The organism is Rhodoluna sp., from assembly GCF_049276775.1.
Classification (GTDB): Bacteria; Actinomycetota; Actinomycetes; order Actinomycetales; family Microbacteriaceae; genus Rhodoluna.
Genome location: NZ_JBASXC010000024.1, coordinates 32,511 through 50,483, shown reverse-complemented (window position 1 = coordinate 50,483; position 17,973 = coordinate 32,511). Strand labels below are relative to the sequence as shown.

21 protein-coding genes and 1 tRNA gene are annotated in these 17,973 nt (G+C 51.2%); 9 read left to right on the top strand and 13 right to left on the bottom strand.

The annotated features are described in order from the left end of the window. A partial coding sequence (locus WAO31_RS01820; RefSeq protein WP_509589493.1) for an HAD family hydrolase occupies positions 1-307 on the bottom strand: 307 nt, incomplete at its 3' end. Between the two features lie 84 nt (positions 308-391). Here WAO31_RS01820 and WAO31_RS01815 point away from each other — a divergent pair. Further along, entirely contained in the window at positions 392-1,243 is an 852-nt protein-coding gene (locus WAO31_RS01815; protein WP_509589491.1) for a proteasome assembly chaperone family protein, read from the top strand. Here the strand turns inward: WAO31_RS01815 and uppP are convergent. Both uppP and WAO31_RS01805 read right to left on the bottom strand, forming a co-directional pair. Continuing rightward, on the bottom strand, positions 1,240-2,073 hold the full coding sequence (uppP, locus tag WAO31_RS01810; RefSeq protein WP_509589489.1) for an undecaprenyl-diphosphatase UppP: 834 nt from the start codon (positions 2,071-2,073) through the stop codon (positions 1,240-1,242). The two genes, WAO31_RS01815 and uppP, sit on opposite strands and share 4 nt — an antisense overlap. After that, on the bottom strand, positions 2,070-2,279 hold the full coding sequence (locus WAO31_RS01805; RefSeq protein ID WP_509589487.1) for a primosomal protein: 210 nt from the start codon (positions 2,277-2,279) through the stop codon (positions 2,070-2,072). The genes uppP and WAO31_RS01805 overlap by 4 nt, the downstream gene beginning before the upstream one ends. A 96-nt stretch (positions 2,280-2,375) precedes the next feature. Between WAO31_RS01805 and WAO31_RS01800 the strand changes: the two genes are divergently transcribed. After that, positions 2,376-2,458, top strand: a tRNA-Leu gene (locus WAO31_RS01800). 14 nt (positions 2,459-2,472) lie between these two features. Here WAO31_RS01800 and mgtE read toward each other — a convergent pair. After that, positions 2,473-3,831 carry a magnesium transporter gene (gene mgtE / locus WAO31_RS01795; RefSeq protein WP_509589485.1) on the bottom strand — a complete coding sequence of 453 codons (1,359 nt, stop codon included), beginning with the start codon at positions 3,829-3,831 and terminating at the stop codon, positions 2,473-2,475. 63 nt (positions 3,832-3,894) lie between these two features. Next, positions 3,895-4,941 (bottom strand): DNA adenine methylase, encoded by a 1,047-nt coding sequence (locus tag WAO31_RS01790; protein ID WP_509589482.1) that lies wholly within the window; start codon positions 4,939-4,941, stop codon positions 3,895-3,897. Positions 4,942-4,974: 33 nt separating this feature from the next. Here WAO31_RS01790 and WAO31_RS01785 point away from each other — a divergent pair, with 33 nt between their 5' ends. Both WAO31_RS01785 and WAO31_RS01780 read left to right on the top strand, forming a co-directional pair. After that, the gene (locus WAO31_RS01785) at positions 4,975-5,823 is read left to right on the top strand and encodes an NAD-dependent protein deacetylase (protein ID WP_509589479.1); all 849 of its coding nucleotides are present in this window, start codon (positions 4,975-4,977) and stop codon (positions 5,821-5,823) included. Next, on the top strand, positions 5,816-6,397 hold the full coding sequence (locus tag WAO31_RS01780; RefSeq protein ID WP_509589477.1) for a histidine phosphatase family protein: 582 nt from the start codon (positions 5,816-5,818) through the stop codon (positions 6,395-6,397). Before WAO31_RS01785 ends, WAO31_RS01780 begins: the two co-directional genes overlap by 8 nt. Here the strand turns inward: WAO31_RS01780 and WAO31_RS01775 are convergent. Beyond that, complete coding sequence (locus tag WAO31_RS01775) at positions 6,394-7,473, bottom strand: glycosyltransferase family 4 protein (RefSeq protein WP_509589474.1); 1,080 nt, start codon at positions 7,471-7,473, stop codon at positions 6,394-6,396. The genes WAO31_RS01780 and WAO31_RS01775 overlap by 4 nt on opposite strands. Then, entirely contained in the window at positions 7,470-8,354 is an 885-nt protein-coding gene (locus WAO31_RS01770) for an alpha/beta fold hydrolase (RefSeq protein WP_509589472.1), read from the bottom strand. Before WAO31_RS01770 ends, WAO31_RS01775 begins: the two co-directional genes overlap by 4 nt. Positions 8,355-8,439: 85 nt before the next feature. On the opposite strand from WAO31_RS01770, the gene WAO31_RS01765 reads away from it, so the two are divergent. Continuing rightward, positions 8,440-9,162, top strand: a complete 723-nt coding sequence (locus tag WAO31_RS01765; protein ID WP_509589469.1) for an exonuclease domain-containing protein — start codon at positions 8,440-8,442, stop codon at positions 9,160-9,162. On the opposite strand, the gene WAO31_RS01760 is transcribed toward WAO31_RS01765, so the two are convergent. From WAO31_RS01760 to glgA, 3 genes are all read right to left on the bottom strand, one after another. After that, positions 9,159-9,410: a type B 50S ribosomal protein L31 gene (locus WAO31_RS01760; RefSeq protein WP_509589466.1), complete on the bottom strand. Its 252-nt coding sequence runs from the start codon at positions 9,408-9,410 to the stop codon at positions 9,159-9,161. The two genes, WAO31_RS01765 and WAO31_RS01760, sit on opposite strands and share 4 nt — an antisense overlap. A gap of 86 nt (positions 9,411-9,496) precedes the next feature. After that, positions 9,497-10,282: an ABC transporter ATP-binding protein gene (locus WAO31_RS01755; RefSeq protein WP_509589463.1), complete on the bottom strand. Its 786-nt coding sequence runs from the start codon at positions 10,280-10,282 to the stop codon at positions 9,497-9,499. A 20-nt stretch (positions 10,283-10,302) separates the two neighbouring features. Then, positions 10,303-11,484 carry a glycogen synthase gene (glgA, locus tag WAO31_RS01750; protein WP_509589460.1) on the bottom strand — a complete coding sequence of 394 codons (1,182 nt, stop codon included), beginning with the start codon at positions 11,482-11,484 and terminating at the stop codon, positions 10,303-10,305. 57 nt (positions 11,485-11,541) lie between these two features. On the opposite strand from glgA, the gene glgC reads away from it, so the two are divergent. Next, entirely contained in the window at positions 11,542-12,783 is a 1,242-nt protein-coding gene (gene glgC, locus WAO31_RS01745; protein ID WP_509589457.1) for a glucose-1-phosphate adenylyltransferase, read from the top strand. Then, entirely contained in the window at positions 12,780-13,418 is a 639-nt protein-coding gene (serB, locus tag WAO31_RS01740; protein ID WP_509589454.1) for a phosphoserine phosphatase SerB, read from the top strand. Before glgC ends, serB begins: the two co-directional genes overlap by 4 nt. Here the strand turns inward: serB and fabI are convergent. Both fabI and WAO31_RS01730 read right to left on the bottom strand, forming a co-directional pair. Beyond that, the gene (gene fabI, locus WAO31_RS01735; RefSeq protein ID WP_509589451.1) at positions 13,404-14,171 is read right to left on the bottom strand and encodes an enoyl-ACP reductase FabI; all 768 of its coding nucleotides are present in this window, start codon (positions 14,169-14,171) and stop codon (positions 13,404-13,406) included. The genes serB and fabI overlap by 15 nt on opposite strands. 56 nt (positions 14,172-14,227) lie before the next feature. Further along, positions 14,228-14,938, bottom strand: a complete 711-nt coding sequence (locus WAO31_RS01730) for a beta-ketoacyl-ACP reductase (protein ID WP_509589449.1) — start codon at positions 14,936-14,938, stop codon at positions 14,228-14,230. A 103-nt stretch (positions 14,939-15,041) separates the two neighbouring features. Between WAO31_RS01730 and WAO31_RS01725 the strand changes: the two genes are divergently transcribed. After that, positions 15,042-15,332 (top strand): DUF3099 domain-containing protein, encoded by a 291-nt coding sequence (locus WAO31_RS01725; protein WP_509589447.1) that lies wholly within the window; start codon positions 15,042-15,044, stop codon positions 15,330-15,332. A gap of 203 nt (positions 15,333-15,535) precedes the next feature. Continuing rightward, the gene (locus WAO31_RS01720) at positions 15,536-16,354 is read left to right on the top strand and encodes an SURF1 family cytochrome oxidase biogenesis protein (RefSeq protein ID WP_509589445.1); all 819 of its coding nucleotides are present in this window, start codon (positions 15,536-15,538) and stop codon (positions 16,352-16,354) included. Here the strand turns inward: WAO31_RS01720 and WAO31_RS01715 are convergent. Further along, complete coding sequence (locus WAO31_RS01715) at positions 16,351-17,949, bottom strand: ABC-F family ATP-binding cassette domain-containing protein (protein ID WP_509589443.1); 1,599 nt, start codon at positions 17,947-17,949, stop codon at positions 16,351-16,353. The genes WAO31_RS01720 and WAO31_RS01715 overlap by 4 nt on opposite strands. Positions 17,950-17,973: the final 24 nt, after the last annotated feature.

The window sequence follows — 17,973 nt, the reverse complement described above, 5'->3', positions numbered from 1 at the left end:
TAAGCAGCTGAAGCAGCTCCTTCGCTCCCGGCCGCCACAAAATTTCTTGCTTTAGTTGAGCGGTGACCTCATCTGTTAGCTGCTCAATAATCTGTTCAGGCTCAAGGTCTGAGCCGACTTTATCTTTGATTATTTTTGAAGAGTCATAAAGAGACATTCCGACCAGGTCAAGTCCGTCCTGCTCGGTCCAGTTGCCGTTATTGGCCCTCGCGAAAGCGCCCTCACTTTTCATCCAGTAGGGCTCCGAGTCGATTAGGGTCCCATCCATATCCCACAAAACGGCGGCAGGAAACTGCTTAAAAATCATGATGGTTGAAGTCTAGCTTCGCGTTTAAGCTCTACAGTTAAGTAGAACGATTTCAACACGAGCTAGGGGCTAGATCTTTTCAAAGTGAGCGGTGAAGACAGCATTTTTAGTGGCCGAGTGCTGATTTGTGCGTTCGAGGGCTGGAACGACGCAGCCGAATCGGCAAGCCAAGCGGCAAAGCTCATAAGTGAATCCCTAAAATGCCAAATTGTTGCGGAGGTTGACTCCGAGGATTACTACGACTTCCAATTCACGAGGCCCTCCGTGTCCTTTAATGACTCAGGAAATCGGGAGCTGGAGTGGCCGGGAACCACATTTATGATTTCAACCGATAAAGATCCCAACCTTGCAAGGTTCAGCGTTCTGGTTGGAACTGAGCCCGCCAGAAGATGGAAATCCTTTACTGCTGAGATTCTAGAGATGATCGAAGATCGGGAAATTGAGGCGGTTATTTTTCTTGGCGGCATGCTAGCTGATACCCCGCACACCAGACCCATCACAGTCAACGCGACCAGCCAGAACGAGAGAGTCCGCGCTGAGATGAACATCGAACGCTCAAGCTACGAGGGCCCGGTTGGGATATTGTCAACAGTTGGCATCGCTCTAGAGGACATTGGCGTTCCGACCATGGCGCTTTGGGCGGCAGTTCCCCACTATGTTCACAACTCCCCCTCGCCAAAGGCAACCCTTGCCCTGATGGCTGAGCTTGAGAAAATGCTCGGGGTTAGCTTCAGTCAAGGTGATCTGGCTGATCAGGCATTTGAGTGGGAGCGCGGAATAGACGAGATTGCAGAAAATGATGAGGAAATGGCTGGCTACATCCAGCAGCTAGAAAAAAACCATGACGAGTTTGAATCTGAGGCTGCCTCGGGTGAAGCCATCGCTAAAGAACTTGAAAAGTTTTTACAGTCCGAAGAAAAACCGCCTGAAGCCTAGGCCAAAAGTGCACCGGTTGAAAGCATAAACAGCAACCAGCCACCGACTAAGAGCCGCCAAATAACAAAAGGCATAAACGAACCCTTTTGTAGGTACTTGAGCAAAAAGTGAATGACGCTTAGTCCGACGACTCCCGAGATAACGGTTGCCACCAATGTGGCAACTAAAAGCTGCTGGCTTAGGTCTTGGTAGCTAGCGAAAAACTGAAACAGACCAGAGCCCAGTACCGCGGGAATAGCCAGCAGGAAACTATACCTAGCAGCGGCCTCTCGGCTGTATCCAAGAAATAGGCCAACGGTTATTGTTCCACCGGATCTTGAAACCCCTGGAATTAGCGCGAGTGCCTGACCTAGCCCAAAAATGATTCCATGTCGGTAGTTCAAGTCAGCAATCTGCTTGGTCTTTTTTCCAACCAGGTCGGAAACTCCAAGGAGTATTCCAAATCCGATTAGCATCCAGGCAATGACCCAGAGGTTTCTTACGTCGTTTTCGATAAAGTCCCTAAACAAAAGACCCAAGATAACAACGGGCAAGGTTCCAATGATTATGAGCCAGCCAAGTTTGGTGTCTTTAGTCATGACTTGTGTTGGCCGAGCAACCCATCTAAACCAGCTTGAACCGATTCGAAAAATGTCTTTTGCGAAGTAGCCAACTACCGCCAACTCGGTTCCCAATTGAATGGTCGCAATAAACGCGGTCAGCTCAGGTCTAGAAAGCTCGGAAAGGTTCATCAGTTGCTGGGCGATCTGCACGTGAGCCGAGGAAGAAATCGGCAGGAACTCGGTAAGACCCTGAACTAGACCGAGAATTAGAGCTTCAAAAAAACTCACTGATCTTCTTCGGCCAATGTGAAGGGCAAAAACTCACCGTGCTCGGCACTAAGCGCCTCTTCATAGTTTAGAAAGGCATCCTCAAGCTGGTAGTACGCCTGCTCGGTAGTTGAGTCCTCATCGCCACGCTTTCTACTGACTGCGTCAAAGTGCCTTTCGAAGGCTGCAATTAGTTGGGACAGTGCGGTTCTTGGATCAGTAGCCATAAGGCAAAACTACCCGCATTAGCCTTTGGTTCCAAGCTCTTCAAGAATTTTTGGGCATAATGCCCGTGCTAGCATAAGGGCCGTAATACAAGTCACGTCCGGGTGGCGGAATGGTAGACGCGCTAGCTTGAGGTGTTAGTCCTCGCAAGGGGGTAGGGGTTCAAGTCCCCTCTCGGACACAAACTTTTGAGGTTTAGATACCCAAAACAGCCTTGGCAATCAAGAAATAGATAATCAGTCCTGCGGCATCCACGAAAGTTGTAATAAACGGATTTGAGAACACCGCCGGGTCTGCTCGAAGAGCTAGCCCCACAAGCGGCATGACTCCCCCAACCGTTGCCGCAACGGTGCAAATTGCGAACAACGTCAGGCCAATTACCAAGCCAATATTGAAGCCAAAAATTAAAGTTGTCAGGCTAAAACCAATCAGCCCAAGTAGTAGACCAAGTAGCAGACCTACTCTGAGTTCACGATAAAGCACCGACCAGATGTCCCTGGCGCGCACGTCCTGTAGTGCCAATGCCCTTGTCACAGTAGTTGCGGCCTGGTTCCCGGTATTTCCGCCAAGACCAATCAGGAGCGGAATAAACAAAGTGAGCACTACGAGCTCTTCGATTGCCGCTTCAAATGCTCCCAAGACGGAGACTGTGAAAGTTGCACCCAGGGCTAGAACCAGCAGCCAGATTACCCTTGATCGAACGATCGAGAAAACCGGTGTTGAAAGGTAAGGCCTTCGAAGTGGTTCGGCACCTCCGGCGCGGGCCGCATCCTCGGATTCTTCCTCCTCGAGAATGCGAAGAGCGTCGTCCACGGTCAAGATGCCCACCAGTCGCTGCTCGTTGTCGACAACCGGTAGCGCAAGAACTTTCAAATCTGAACAAGTTCTTGCAGCAAGCTCTTCGTCGTCTCCGGCGTTGACCATGTGGGGTTCCTGCATTATCTTGGAGACCTTAGTCCTCGGCGGCGCCTTTAGCAGGTCCCTGAGGCTCACAACGCCAATCAGTTGTTTCGCTAGATCAATAACCGGCAACGTATAAATCGTCTCAGCATTTTGCAGCTTGCCTTTAACTTTTGCTATCGCCTGTGAAACGGAATCCGAGCCCTTAACAGAAATGTATTCCGGAGACATCCTTCTTCCGATGGAACCCTGTGGGTAGCCCAGAACTTCTCCGGTCAGATTCCTCTCTCTTGCAGAAAGTCCCGTTAGAAGTAGTTGAGCAACGCTAGCGGGAAGCTCATCTAGTAGTCCCACTCGATCATCCGGATCGAGCTTGGAGAAAATGGCTGAAACTTCTTCGGAGCTCAGCTCTTCAATAAGTTCACTCTGGAGAGTGGTGGCCAGAGATTCAAATACTTCGAGGGCCAATGCCTTTGGCAAAACGCGAAATACAATAGCGCGGTCGGTGTCGTTTAGTCGTTCGATAACTGATACCAACTGTGAAGCCTTGAGTCTTTTTACAACTTTGGCCAAGTCGTTGAGATTACCTGCTTCGAGAGCTTCTTCGATAAGGTAAATGAGTTCGCTTAGCTCCAACTTCTCTTCACTGGCCATGGCGTCATTCCTTGGTTTTGTAAGCGGGCCTTCTCCCCCAATAGGGTAGACCAAATATTTCAACTACCGCTTTAGGCCAGCCAGCATTTGGCCCACCTTGTGGCTACTTCCTGCCAAAACAATGTGCTCAAGGTTTCGCTTTGCCCCCGGACGCCCAACTAGCTCACCAGATTTGTTGTATCCACCAATCTGGGATCCGACGTATCTTTTGAAGTCAAAATCCAATATCTGCACTTCCTCGAATCCTGAACACATGTCGGAAAGGTCTCTTCGAGAAAGCCAAGATTCGTTGTTGTAGCTAAGTACAAGTGTTTCTGTCTTCAGCCCCGAGACTAGTTTTCTGAGTGCTTCTGGCATGGTGAGTTTTGAATTAAAGGGACTCTTGTTCTTAGGGTCTTTAGTATCGACTCGCTTATTGGCAACACCGTAATACTGGGGTTTATCTGCGCGCACTAACGTCTCCCAGATGTGATAGTTGCCAAAGTAGCGGTGTTGGTTGTAGGGAGGATCCAAGTAAACAAGATCTACCTCCGGTAAATCGGGCACAACTTGATTGGCATCTGCCCTAATCGATAGCCCCGTGCCGTCAAGCAGCTCCGGCACCTTTAGATCTAAATCAAAGAAGCTTCTTCTCGACCACGTTTTTAGATAAGCCATTTGAACGCCCGTAGTGGAGTCAACCTTGTCTGCGGCAATCAGCAAACTTGCCAAAAGTGGAAAGTAGAGCCAGCTAGTTTTGTAGTCTGACTCGATCGCGTCTCGGATGGCATCGACTCGCATACCGTTTTTTACCTGAAAAAAACTGGCTTCTTCGCAAAATGTCTTGGTAAAGTACCCGGCCTCACCTGCAAGTTGGTTGAGGCGATCAATTTCCGAGGAAAGCTCAGTTAGATTGACTTGTCTGGCGTCCAGCTCGATAAAAGCCTTTGCCAGAACCTCTGAGTAGCTTGCGGAATCTACCGCCGTGACGTGCATTCCCAGTTGCTTCATGGAGGCGGCAACCCGCGTGGTCCCGGTAAATAGGTCAACAGCGGATTGGGCTTCGGAGGCCACGAAGAGCTTTTCCAGCACTGGCATTAGTGCTCGCTTCGAACCTAGGTATTTGATCACCCCAAGCTCCCCTAACTTAGACTTATGTCTCTAATGACGTTCACAGACCCCAAACCACTGACTTTATCCGAGACCGCCAAGTATGGACTCGGCTACGCCAGGGAACAACTCGCAGGCAAGTCAATTTTGGTACTAACCGGTGCCGGAGTGTCAACTGAATCAGGGATTCCCGATTACCGGGGCGAGGGTAAAAAAGAGCGTCACCCAATGACTTTCGACGTCTTTATGGGAAGCGTGGAGGCGCGCAAGCGGTACTGGGCAAGAAGCTATGTTGGTTGGTCCGTAATTGCAAACGCAAAACCAAATCCCGGACACTTCGCTCTTGCTCAAGCAGAGAGTCTTGGCCGAGTCGGTCACATAGTGACGCAAAACGTTGACGCCTTACACCAGCAGGCTGGATCAAAGAAGGTCACCGACCTGCACGGGCGGTTAGATCAAGTGGTTTGCATGTCCTGCGGAGCCTACCTTCCGAGGTTAGAGATGGATGGTTACATTGAGAATCTGAATCCTGGAATAACCAAGGGTGCGGCCATAGAGTTCACTCCGGATGGCGACGCTGAGGTTGAGGCGGCTGCGGATTTTCAAATTCCGGACTGTCCAAACTGCCATGGAGTTCTCAAGCCAGACGTAGTCTTTTTTGGCGAGAGCGTGCCAAGTCTGCGTGTGTCTAAAACCATGGCGGAGCTCGAGAAATTAGATGCCCTTCTGGTTGCGGGCAGCTCTCTAACGGTGAACAGTGGAATGCGTTTTGCTCGCGCCGCGGCCAAGCAGGGCAAGCCAATTGTAATTGTGAACATCGGTCCAACTAGAGCCGATGAGATTGCGATTGCAAAAATCGAAGCCCCAACCTCGATTGCACTTGAGGAGCTACTCATTGCCTGAAACAAATTTTGGGTTATTCCGTCATGGTCAAACTGACTGGAACATAAGCTTCTTATTGCAGGGCGTCACCGACATTCCCATGAACGAGACCGGAATCGAGCAAGTCAAGCTTGCGGCCAAGGCCTTGAGAAAAGATGATTGGGATCTGATCCTGACTTCCCCACTCGGCCGTGCTCGGCAAACTGCCGAGATAATTTCGGACCAGGTCGGTTTTGACACGGTTGTTGAGCAAGAGCTTCTAATCGAGCGCTCCTTTGGTGAGGCAGAGGGCCTCTCCCACGAGCAGTGGCGTGAAAAATATTCAAACCTTGATGTAATTCCCGGAGGAGAAAGTCGAACTGCGTTGGCGCAGCGTTCCCAGCTACTTTTGGACACCATTTCAAACCAATTTGCAGGAAGACGTGTTCTGGCGGTATCTCACGGTGCACTCATCAGAACGGTAATTGCGATAGCAAGTGAAAACGAGCTTCCACGAGACGGAGAAAGACTGGGCAATGCCTCCTTGAACATAATTGGACACGAGGATAACAAGTGGCGAGTGCTGCACTATCGCCTCGAACCGCTCACTCCCTAGCTCTGTTTTAGCGCGGCTAATAAAACGTCGGCCGAGTCATCCCAACTAAAAAAGGCGGCACGTTCTAAAGACCTTCGACTGGCAGCCTCCCAGACTTGTTCCTCGGAGAGTCTTTTTATGCTCGAGGCAAAGTCATTAGGGGCCGTCGGGTCAAAGAAATAGCCGGCGTCTCCGGCAACCTCACGAAAAATGGAGATGTCGGAAACTACCAACGGAATACCTTCTGACATGGCTTCCACCAGCGGGATCCCAAATCCCTCGTCCTTAGATGCCGACACCAGAGCAAATGCCCCTTCAAGCAGTTTGCGATACTCGGCATCATCTACTCCGTTTCGAAAGATGATTCGTTCCTTGCTGTCTCCAGCCAGCGTAAGTAGTTCTGCTTGTCTGGGTGGTTGAATTTTGCTCAGCAGTACCAGTTCATGATCGGGCAGGTCCTTCATGGCCTGGATTAGGCACTCAACATTTTTGTACTCCATGAAGCTCCCCATGTAGAGAAGTTGATTTCGACCCAGAGCGGTTTTAGCTGCAGTAGTGACACTATGCAGAGATGACATGGCGGGCGCGTTGTAGATGACGTGAACCGGCTTCACCGTCAAGTTATGTTGCAGGATGAGCTGCTTGCTGGTTTCCGAAACCGTCACGACAGCATCCGCTCTATTTAGCAAAAACCTCGCGGCCCAAAAACCGAGATGGTAGACCCTCCAGGCGATGCGAACCAGGAGCGGCAAGGCAGGCGGAGCCTTTGGGTGAGAATAGTAAATCAGGTCGTGGAGAGTAAGTATGAGCTTGTATCTTCTACCAAAAGAGCCCATGGTCTGCATCGGCGAAAAGACGTGGGTTGCTCCAAGGGCATTGAGCTTGGCAGGCAGCCTAAGTTCCGATAAAGCATCAAGGGGGTCGTTGCCCACTGTGTATTTGGCCCCTTCAGGCAGAAAGTGAAGCTGTCGTAAATCGCTGATTAGGGCGATAGCCTCGACCCTCTTGCAAACTGCGGCAAACAGGGCGCTGGAGAATCTAGAGATTCCATCATGGTGATCAAAACGGATAAATCTGCAATCAAATACCAGTTTCATTTTCGGCTCTCGACAAACTCTCCAATGAATCGGGCGGCCTGATCGGGAGCCTCGTAATGAACGAGATGGCCTACGCCGTCAATTTCACGGATCACCGAGTTCGGGTACGTTAAGGCCACCTCACGTTGCGAGTTGATGTCGGTAATGTCATCCAATTCAGCCGCAACAATGAGAACCGGTTTGTTTATGTGTGGCGCCAGTATCGAAAGGTCTGTCGAGATGGATGCCTCATAGCCTTCAGTTGCGACTCGAACCGCAGCAAAGTCGCTGAAGTTATTCAGGTGCTGGGTGTGAATCCACCGCCTGAGTGTTTTGTCTTCAGTTTTTGCCATCACCACACTCATGATCATCACGGCGAGATTACTTCGAAGAAGCCACTGTCCGATTGCATCCGGCGCTGCCGCAGCAAGGGCATAGTAAACCCTGGTCAGTTTTGATAGCGCCGAGCGAGGTCCGGTTAGCGCAGGTTTTGATACCGGGTTCACGAGAGAAACAGACTTGACCGCGTTGTTCGCCGCATACTGACCTACGATTAGGGTTCCAAAGCTGTGCCCGACTAGGTGGAGGTTGTCAGCTAAACCAATCCGCTCAACGAACTTGCCCAGCCAATGCGAGTAGTTATCAACCGAGTGAATTGTGGCCAGTGGTTCTGATTCCCCAAAACCCGGCAGATCGGGAATCAAAACTCGATAGTCAGAAAGACCTGCCGCAATTGCTTCGAGGCCGCGGTGGTTGCCTCGGTAACCGTGAATCATTAGAAGAGTCAAAGCTCCGTCATTTGCGGCAGGGTATTCAAAGTAAACAACTTTCTTCCCGGTAATCTCGATTGTGCGTCGCATGCCTTTCACGCTTGCGCTCTTGGCCAGCTGGATGGTGTTCACAATCTAAAGTCTAGATTGGTTGAATTTGAACAACATCACTCCCCGCGCTACAGAAAACGTCGGTCGCCTGCCATAGTCTTTGAATGTGAACGAACAGCTGAGTTTTGAATTTACCCAAATGCCCGACTGGTCTAGACGGCTAGCGGTGTTTGATCTTGAAACCACCGGACTGGACCTCAAAGAAGCCAGAATAGTGACGGCTTGCGCGCTGGAGATCGACGAAAACGGTGATGTTGTTGGGGAAAACTTCGAATGGCTCGCAGACCCAGGCATTGAGATCCCGGAAGCCGCATCAAACGTTCACGGGGTCACAACGGAAATCGCTCGGGCAAGTGGCCGAGCCGCTAAGGAAGTTGTTGCTGAGCTGATTGCAACCCTAAATGGTTTTTTTGCAAAGGGCCTGCCTGTTGTTGCCTACAACGCTCCGTATGATTTCACAATTTTGCACTTCGAGGCCCTCCGTCATGGATTGGAGCCAATTCCAGAGCCCAAACCCATTATCGATCCACTGGTAATAGACAAATTCGTCGATACCTACCGCTCGGGGAAAAGAACTCTAGAGGTAGCTGCCAAAACCTACGGAGTTTCTCTGGACGATGCGCACAACGCCACAGCTGATGCCGTTGCGGCAGGGCGAGTGGCTCAAGCTATCGCAAAGCGATACGCGGATAAGCTTCCTGAGGATTTGGTTGTGCTGCACAATTCACAAATTGAATGGAGTGCTAGCCAAGATGCGTCTTACGAGAAATTTAGAAGAGGCAGTGCTCCGGAATTTACGGTCAAGCGAGGCTGGCCAATAAAGCTTTAGGAGCCGAAGTTTTTGTAACGAGCGTTGAAGCGCTCTACTCTTCCGGCAGCATCCATAATTCTCTGTTTGCCGGTGTAGAACGGGTGTGAAGCAGAAGAAATTTCAACGTCGAATACTGGGTATTCCTGTCCGTCTTCCCACTTGGCTGTCTTGCTGCTGGTCAAAGTCGAACGAGTAAGGAAGCTCTCCCCTGATGCTAGGTCGTGAAAAATTACAGCCTGGTAGTTCGGGTGGATTTCTGACTTCATGATCGAATGCTTTCTCGAAATTGACTTTTGGTGCCTGAAACGGCAACTTCCCCACTATACCAGAGCAAAAAGGTAAAAACTAGGCTCTAATTCTTGGCCTTTACCCTGAAGCGCTCCCCTTCGCGGGTCACTTCAAGCCCAAAACCAAAGGCACCCGTGATCTTCTCAGAAGTCAGTGTGGTCGCTATTTCCCCCGCAGCATAAACCTGACCCCTGGAGAGGATCAGGGCGTGGGTGAAACCTCTGGGGATCTCTTCGATGTGGTGGGTCACCATGACTATGGCTGGGGCGGTGGGGGCAGAGGCGTAGTTGCCTAGAACCGAAATGGTGTGCTCACGGGCCGCCATGTCCAAGCTTGCAACGGGTTCATCTAGAAGTAGCAGTTCCGGGTCGGGCATCACGGCTCTAGCAATCTGGGCACGCTTTTTTTCACCGTCACTCAGGGTCCCAAAGGGGCGGTCAGCCAGCTCATCAAGTTGCCATTCGGCCAGCACTCGCCTGGCTCTTCGCTCATCAACATCTTCGTACTTTTCATTCCAACGCCCCGTAATCCCGTAGCTTGCGGTCATCACCATGTCCAGCACCGTTTCCGAATTCGGAATATGGGAGCTAAGGGCGTTTGAGGCAAAGCCAATTCTGGTTCTTAGCTCAAATACGTTGACCTCACCAAGGGTCGAGCCTAGAAGTTTTGCAGTTCCGGTTGAGGGATGAATTTGGGCCGCTGCAACCCGAAGCAAAGTGGTCTTACCTGCTCCGTTTGGACCAACAATTACCCAGCGCTGATCGGAGCTAACCTGCCAGTCGACGTTATTTAGAATTGGCTTTTGGTCCCGTAAAACCGTGATGTTGTTAAAATCTAAAACTAGGCTCATGGTTTTTAAGCCTAGAGGCTTTAGGCCAATGCGCTCTTATAGACGGCTATGGTTTCGGCTGCGATTTTCTCCCAGGCGAAGTGCTGCTCAACTCGAGCTCTTCCAGCAGAAGCGAATCTGGCAAGCACCGGGCTAGCTAGCAGCTGATTCAGTCCTGCCGCGAAGTCCGAGACAAACTTGGCCTCATCAAGTGGCGTGCCAGAACCATCGAGAACCTGCTCAATTGGGATTAGTAATCCAGTTTCCTCGTGGGCTACTACCTCCGGGATTCCCCCGGTAGCTGTTGCCACTACCGGTGTCCCGCATGCCATGGCCTCCAGGTTAACGATCCCGAGTGGTTCATAAATAGAAGGACAGGCAAATACAGTGGCCGCCGAGAGCAGGGCAACTAATTCGGGGCGCGAGAGTTGCTGGTTTAGCCAGATTACTCCCCCGCGTTTTTGCTTGAGTTGATCCACCAAGGTGCTAACTTCCGCAAAAATCTCTGGGGTGTCGGGTGAACCTGCCGCCAAAACCAGTTGAACATCATCTGGAAGCGAGGCCGCAGCTTTCAAGAGATAAGTCAAGCCCTTTTGCCTTGTGATGCGCCCGACAAATAGGACGGACTTCTTGTCCGGATCAATTCCAAGAGAACGAACTAGGTCCGGGTTTGCAGTTGACTGAAAGGCAGATAAATCTATGCCGTTGTGGATGGTTGTTATCTTCTCCGGATCCAGCTGCGGGTAGCAACGCAGGATGTCCTGTTTCATTCCTTCGCTCACGGCGATAATCTTGCTGGCGCCTTCGTACGCACTGGATTCAATCCAGGAAGACACCCGATAGCCGCCGCCAAGTTGTTCTAGCTTCCACGGCCTCAGGGGTTCAAGTGAGTGAGCTGTTATCACGTGCGGTATTCCGTGTAGCTCGGAGCCCACATGCCCTGCAAAATTGGCGTACCAGGTGTGTGAGTGCACTAAATCGGCACCTTCGATATCTGGCACCATCGCCAGGTCTACAGCGAGAGTTTGAAGCGCGGGGTTTGCCACTTCGAAGGAGGATGGCAAGGGATACGAAAAAGTATCTTTTTCGTTACGGTCTTCACCGAAGGTTCTAACCATAACCTGGATGTTTGATCGGAGAACTTTGACCAGTTCTGCTACGTGTACGCCCGCTCCGCCGTAAATTTGCGGTGGGTATTCACGGCTTAGGACATCCACTCTCATACACCGATGTTATCGCCACAGCACAAAGATTCATAAAACTGCCCTAACATCTTGAGTATGAACGCTTTGCGAATATTTGGGATGGTGTTGGCAGGCGGTGAAGGCAAGCGCCTTATGCCCCTGAGCGCTGATCGTGCCAAGCCTGCTGTCCCCTTCGGAGGAAGCTACCGGCTGATTGATTTCGCTCTCTCGAATCTGGTGAACTCAGGGCTTCGACGAATTGTCGTATTGACTCAGTACAAATCTCACAGCCTCGACCGCCACATTTCCCAAATGTGGCGAATGTCACCACTGCTGGGCTCCTACGTAGCTTCAGTTCCAGCGCAGCAGCGTCTTGGTAAGCGTTGGTTCTCGGGAAGCGCGGATGCAATCTTGCAAAGCATGAACCTCCTAAGCGACGAAACCCCAGACATCGTCGTGGTGGTCGGAGCAGACCACGTTTATCGGATGGATTTTTCCCAGATGATTGATGCTCATGTGAAATCCGGCCGGGGTGTCACGGTGGCGGCGATCAGACAACCAATTGAACTCGCTAGTTCCTTCGGAGTTATCGAAACCAGTGAGGCTGACCCCACGATGATTTCAGCCTTTCGTGAGAAGCCAACGGATCCAAAGCCACTCGCCGAATCTCCCGGCGAAGTCTTGGCCTCGATGGGAAACTACGTCTTCACTGCCCAGGCACTTATAGACGCCATTGAGCACGATGGGACTCTGGAGGATTCAGAACACGACATGGGTGGCGACATAATCCCATACTTTGTTTCGAGGCAAGATGCTGGAGTCTACGACTTCACATACAACGAGATACCGGGCTCAACCGAGCGCGATAAGTCCTATTGGCGGGACGTTGGAAGTATCGACTCTTACTTCGAGGCCCACATGGATCTAATCTCTGTTATGCCGGTATTTAATCTATATAACGAGCAGTGGCCCATCTTCACCCAACAGGTGAACCTTCCCCCTGCAAAGTTTGTTCACGACGGCGAGGGAAATCAGGGTCGCACCACAGATTCGATCGTCTCTCTTGGAACCGTGGTGTCCGGTGGAATTGTGGAAAGAAGTGTGCTCTCCCCAAATGTCCGCGTTCACTCAAGAGCGCTAATCACGGACTCGGTACTACTCGACGGAGTCCAGGTAGGCCGTGACTGCACCATTAGACGGGCAATTTTGGATAAATCAGTTGTGGTTGCCGACGGGGCCTCTATCGGAGTGGACAGAGATCGAGATCTAGATCGCGGATTCACGGTCTCAGATAGCGGCGTGACAGTGGTTGGCAAGGGAGTACTGGTCACCCCTTGAGTGTTTTGGTTGTGCTGGATGTGGACTCAACACTCATTCAGCAAGAGGTTATTGAGCTATTGGCAAATCAGGTCGGAGTGATGCCCGAAGTAAAGGACATCACCGATCGAGCAATGTCGGGCGAGCTAGATTTTGTTCAGTCTCTCGAGCAGCGCGTTGCATTGCTTGCAGGTCTTTCAACTGAGTCATTCGCGGAAGTGCTTGAACAAATTGAGTTCACTGCTGGAGCTTATGAGCTGGTGGCCGCGGTGCATGCCTTGGGAGGAAAAGTCGGAGCCGTCAGCGGAGGGTTTAGCCATATTCTTGATCCCCTCGCTCGGAAAATTGGACTTGATTACTGGCTCGCCAATGAGTTAGAAGTCGAACACGGAAAGCTAACCGGAAAAGTCATTGGTTCGGTGATTTGCGCAGAGTCAAAGGCCAAAGCCCTAAAGACCTGGGCGGCTCAGGCGGGGGTCTCAATGGAAAACACGATTGCAATTGGTGATGGTGCAAACGACATTCAGATGCTGCAGGCCGCCGGTTTCGCAATTGCATTTTGTCCGAAACCCATATTGCGAGAGTACGCAGATCTTGTAATCGAGCAGAACTCTCTACTCCCTGTAATTGACAAGTTGGAGCTAAGCGCCAGTTGAGTGCATACCGCCATCGACGTGAATCATTTCGCCTGTAGTGGCAGGAAACCAATCCGACAGTAGTGCGATGATTCCTTTGGCTGCTGTCTCGGTGTCTGCCAGATCCCATCCGAGTGGAGCGCGATCGGTCCAAAGTTCTTCCATGGTTGCAAAACCAGGGATTCCTTTTGCGGCGGTTGTGCGAAGCGGTCCCGCGGAAATCAAATTGACCCGAATGCCGTCTTTACCGAGGTAGCGAGCCAGGTATCTAGAAGTTGATTCAAAAGCTGCCTTAGCCACTCCCATCCAGTCATAAACCGGCCAGGAAACCGTTGCATCGAATGTTAATCCGACGATTGATGACGGGTTGTTTAGCACGGGCTTTGCCGCCATGGTTATCGACTTAAGGGAATAAGCAGAAACCTCAACAGCTGTTGAAACATCAGACCATGGGGTCTCAAGGAAGTTACCCCCGAGTGCCGTCTGCGGTGCAAAAGCAATCGCGTGCACAATCCCATCAATTGAATCAAGATGTTCCTTGATACGGACAGGAAGTGCCTCAAGGTCAGCTTCGCTGGTTGCGTCGAGCTCAATAACCGGAGCCGCCTTGGGCAGGCGCTCAGAAATCTTTGTGGTGATTGGAAGCATCCGGCCGAAGGAAGAGAGGATAATTTCGGCTCCCTGCTCCTGGGCAAGCTTTGCTACCGAGAACGCAATCGAAGCCTCAGTTAGCACGCCCGTAATCAGAATTTTCTTACCCTCTAGGATTCCCATTTAGTTTCGCTTTCTATCGATTTGGCTCTTGGATTTTGTGACCGTCAGGTCCACAGCTAATGACCCATTCCGAGTCCACCGTCAACCGGAATTACGGCTCCGGTTATGTATGCGGCGTCATCGCTAGCAAGCCAGGTGACTACCTTTGCAACCTCTTGAGGGCTGGCAAAACGACCGGCGGGAATTCTGGAAAGGTAGTCCCTTTGCTGGTCCTCAGTTAGTTCAGCGGTCATGTCGGTATCGATAAAGCCTGGAGCGACAACGTTTGCCGTGATTCCCCTGCCTCCAAGCTCTCTACTCAACGACCGAGCCATGCCAACGAGGGCAGATTTTGAAGCCGAGTAGTTAATTTGTCCCGGTGATCCAAGTAGACCAACCACGGATCCGATGAGCAAAACTCTGCCGAAGCGCTGCTTGATCATGGATTTGGTGGCTCGCTTCATCACCCGAAAGACTCCATTTAAGTTTGTATTAATTACCTCTTCGAAGTCCTGATCGCTCATGCGCAGTAAAAGCGTGTCCTTGGTGATGCCGGCATTTGCTACCAGGACCTCGATTGGCCCAAGTGCCTCCTCGACCTCCTTGATGGCTGAATCAATTGAGTCAGAGTCCAAGACATCCGCTATAACGGAAAGGGCTCCGTCTGGCCCATTGCCGCTTCGGACCGTGACCGCCACTTTATGTCCGGCCGCGAGGAACTCCTTCGCGATGGCGTACCCGATACCTCGATTGCCGCCGGTAACCAGGACTACTCTTGGCTGTGTCATCGCGTTTTCTAGTCCTTTCGGGAATAGCCAGCACTGAGTCTGGTTTGAACTTATTGAAGTCTAGTCTTAGCCTTGAATCAAGCCAGCGATCTGGAAAGCGACCTTGGAAAAAGCCCAAAACATCACTACCGTCGGGGAATCACCCGAGCAAGAGCGCAAGTCTCGGCTGGTGAAGTATCTAATTGCGATGATCATTCGTGTCATCTGTATTGTGGCGGCCATTTTTGTTGAGGGGTGGCTAATGTGGCTGTGCTTTGCTGGAGCGATTTTTCTTCCATATTTTGCTGTCGTAATTGCGAACGCCCAGGTCTCAAGAAGTGGATCTCTAGACAAAGTCACAGTAGTGGCCAAGCCAATAACGGTTGATCTTGGCTCCAAATTCCAGAAACCCTAGACCGTGCTCGGGTTAAATTCCAAGACAGTGAAATGCTCTCGAGCCGGTTGCTCAAGCGAAGGAACCAGGGAGCTCATCTGGGCTAATCCAAAAATACACACCGGTGCTAGAACTAAAACCTGGCTTGCATGCGATGAACATGTTGATTTCTTGAAGGGATACCTTACCGATAGGTCATTTCTCTTGGAAGTCAGAGCAAGACCATGAAGCTACTGGCAACATCATGGTTTCGCTGGACAACCTGGTTTGTGGTTGCAGTGCTTTTTGCCGCCGCCTGCGTGGTGTTGGCAAACTGGCAGCTTGAGCGCCGCGATCAGGCCGTTTCGAAGATTCAACGCATGGTTGATAACTACGAAAAGCAACCAATTGAAATATCTGCGCTGACGGGAATTTCAACGGAAGAAGTCATACCCTTTGAGTGGACTCCGGTTGAGATCACTGGGCAATACCTAATTGAAGATGAGCTTCTTGTTAGAAATCGCCCGATTGCCGGCCAGCCCGGTTTCCTTCAAATTCTCCCGTTTCGAGTTGCAAGCGGTGAAGTTGTGATGATTGAGCGAGGTTGGATTCAAGCCGACTCAAATCTTGCGCCCGCAACTGTCATGACTCCCTCCTCGGAATTCAAAACTGTGAAGGCTCGAGTTCGATTGAGCGAACCAAACCCAAATAGAGACTCGCCGCCAGGGTTTGCTACTTCTTTACACCTAGAAAGTCTTGACGAGTTGTTTGACAACCCGATCGAGCAGCGGTTTTATCTCAGGCTTATTTCCGAATCTCCCGGCGAGGCAATCTCTCCGCAGCCGCTAAGCCAGCCAGTGCTAGACGAGGGAAATCACCTTAGCTATGCGGTTCAGTGGATCCTGTTTGCCCTAATGGGGTTCTACGCCCTGTTCTGGGCGATTCGTCAAGAGCGTGAGTATCGAAAGATGGAGAAGGACCCGAACTACGTTCCAAAATCGATGCGCAACAAAAAGATCACCGACGGAGACATCGAGGACCAGTTGCTCGATTCGAAAAGTTAGCTGAGAGCAATCAGGTCGGCATACTGATCCGACCAGTGATCTTCGGTTCCATCCGGAAGAATCAGGACTCGTTCGGGGTTCAGAGCCAGCACCGCACCCTCATCGTGGGAAACCAATACAACAGCACCCGTAAAGCTCGACAGCGCATTCAAGATCTCTGTTCTCGATGCCGGATCCAGGTTGTTCGTGGGTTCATCGAGCAGCAGTACATTTGCCGAGGAAACTACCAGCGCAGCAAGTGCAAGCCGGGTCTTTTCTCCACCGCTCAGCACGGAAGCCTTTTTGGTCACATCGTCACCCGAGAATAGGAAAGAACCAAGAACTTTTCGCGCGTCGACGTCACCAAGGTGAGGAGCTGAATTCTGCATATTTTCGAGAACAGTCTTACTCACGTCGAGCGTTTCATGTTCTTGGGCGTAGTAGCCAATCTTTAGACCGTGACCGGGTTCGATCTGACCAGTATCGGGCTTGTCGACTCCTGCGAGTATGCGAAGCAGTGTGGTCTTTCCGGCACCGTTTAGTCCAATGATGACAACCTTGGAACCTCGATCAATGGCCAAATCGACCGCGGTAAAGATTTCTAGAGAGCCATAGCTTTTGCTCAATCCAGAAGCCATCAGAGGTGTCTTCCCGCAGGGTGCAGGGTCTGGGAAACGTATCTTCGCCACTCGATCCAGTTGTCCAACATCGTCCAGATCATCCAACATCCTGGCCGCCCTTCTTGCCATTTGTTGCGCAGCAACAGCCTTACTGGCTTTTGCCCCGAACTTAGCCGCTTGCAGGGTTAGAGATGCAGCTTTCTTTTCAGCGCTGGCTCGTTCCCGCTTTCTTCTTTCTTCATCGGCCTCGCGCTGCTTTTGGTAAGACTTCCAGCCCATGTTGTAGACATCGATCTGCTGACGGTTTGCGTCCAAATAAAACACTCGATTTACTGTGGTCTCAACAAGATCGACATCGTGGCTAATGACAATTAGCCCGCCCTGATAACTTTTTAGATACTCCCGCAGCCACACCACCGAATCAGCGTCTAAGTGGTTCGTCGGTTCGTCGAGAAGCATTGTTTCAGCGCTTGAGAAAAGAATCCTTGCAAGCTCGACCCTTCTCCGTTGACCACCCGATAGGGTCCTTAGTTGCTGACTCAGAATACGTTCTTCGATACCAAGATTGCTCGCAATAGCGGCTCCCTGAGCCTCAGCGGCATAACCGCCCGCAATCTGGAATCGCTCCTCCACCCTGGAGTACTTGGCCATGGCTGCCTCTGTTTCATCTCCTCTAGCGTTAGCCATGAGATGGGTCGAGGCGGTTAGTTGATGCAGCAGGTCTCCAAGGCCGCGAGCGTTCAGAATTCGATCACGAGCGAGCTCCTCTGGGTCGCCCGAACGTGGGTCTTGTGGAAGATAGCCAATTTCACCGATGCGCTCGACCATTCCCTGGGTTGGCTGACCATCGCCGGCGAGAATTTTTGTCAGAGTTGTTTTGCCGGCTCCATTCCTGCCTACAAGTCCAATTTTATCCCCAGCGGCAACCCTGAAATTGACCCCACTCATCAGGGTCCTGGCACCAATTGTTATCTCAAGGTCTCTGACACTGAGCAATGGGCAAATCCTTTGTTGGGTGTA

What these genes read in the sequence shown, in the direction of transcription:
- WAO31_RS01805 (WP_509589487.1), bottom strand. Translation starts at nt 2,279, where the DNA reads ATGGCTACTGATCCAAGAACCGCACTGTCCCAACTAATTGCAGCCTTC.
- mgtE (WP_509589485.1), bottom strand. Translation starts at nt 3,831, where the DNA reads ATGGCCAGTGAAGAGAAGTTGGAGCTAAGCGAACTCATTTACCTTATC.
- WAO31_RS01785 (WP_509589479.1), top strand. Translation starts at nt 4,975, where the DNA reads ATGACGTTCACAGACCCCAAACCACTGACTTTATCCGAGACCGCCAAG.
- WAO31_RS01775 (WP_509589474.1), bottom strand. Translation starts at nt 7,473, where the DNA reads ATGAAACTGGTATTTGATTGCAGATTTATCCGTTTTGATCACCATGAT.
- WAO31_RS01760 (WP_509589466.1), bottom strand. Translation starts at nt 9,410, where the DNA reads ATGAAGTCAGAAATCCACCCGAACTACCAGGCTGTAATTTTTCACGAC.
- WAO31_RS01755 (WP_509589463.1), bottom strand. Translation starts at nt 10,282, where the DNA reads ATGAGCCTAGTTTTAGATTTTAACAACATCACGGTTTTACGGGACCAA.
- glgA (WP_509589460.1), bottom strand. Translation starts at nt 11,484, where the DNA reads ATGAGAGTGGATGTCCTAAGCCGTGAATACCCACCGCAAATTTACGGC.
- glgC (WP_509589457.1), top strand. Translation starts at nt 11,542, where the DNA reads ATGAACGCTTTGCGAATATTTGGGATGGTGTTGGCAGGCGGTGAAGGC.
- fabI (WP_509589451.1), bottom strand. Translation starts at nt 14,171, where the DNA reads ATGGGAATCCTAGAGGGTAAGAAAATTCTGATTACGGGCGTGCTAACT.
- WAO31_RS01730 (WP_509589449.1), bottom strand. Translation starts at nt 14,938, where the DNA reads ATGACACAGCCAAGAGTAGTCCTGGTTACCGGCGGCAATCGAGGTATC.
- WAO31_RS01720 (WP_509589445.1), top strand. Translation starts at nt 15,536, where the DNA reads ATGAAGCTACTGGCAACATCATGGTTTCGCTGGACAACCTGGTTTGTG.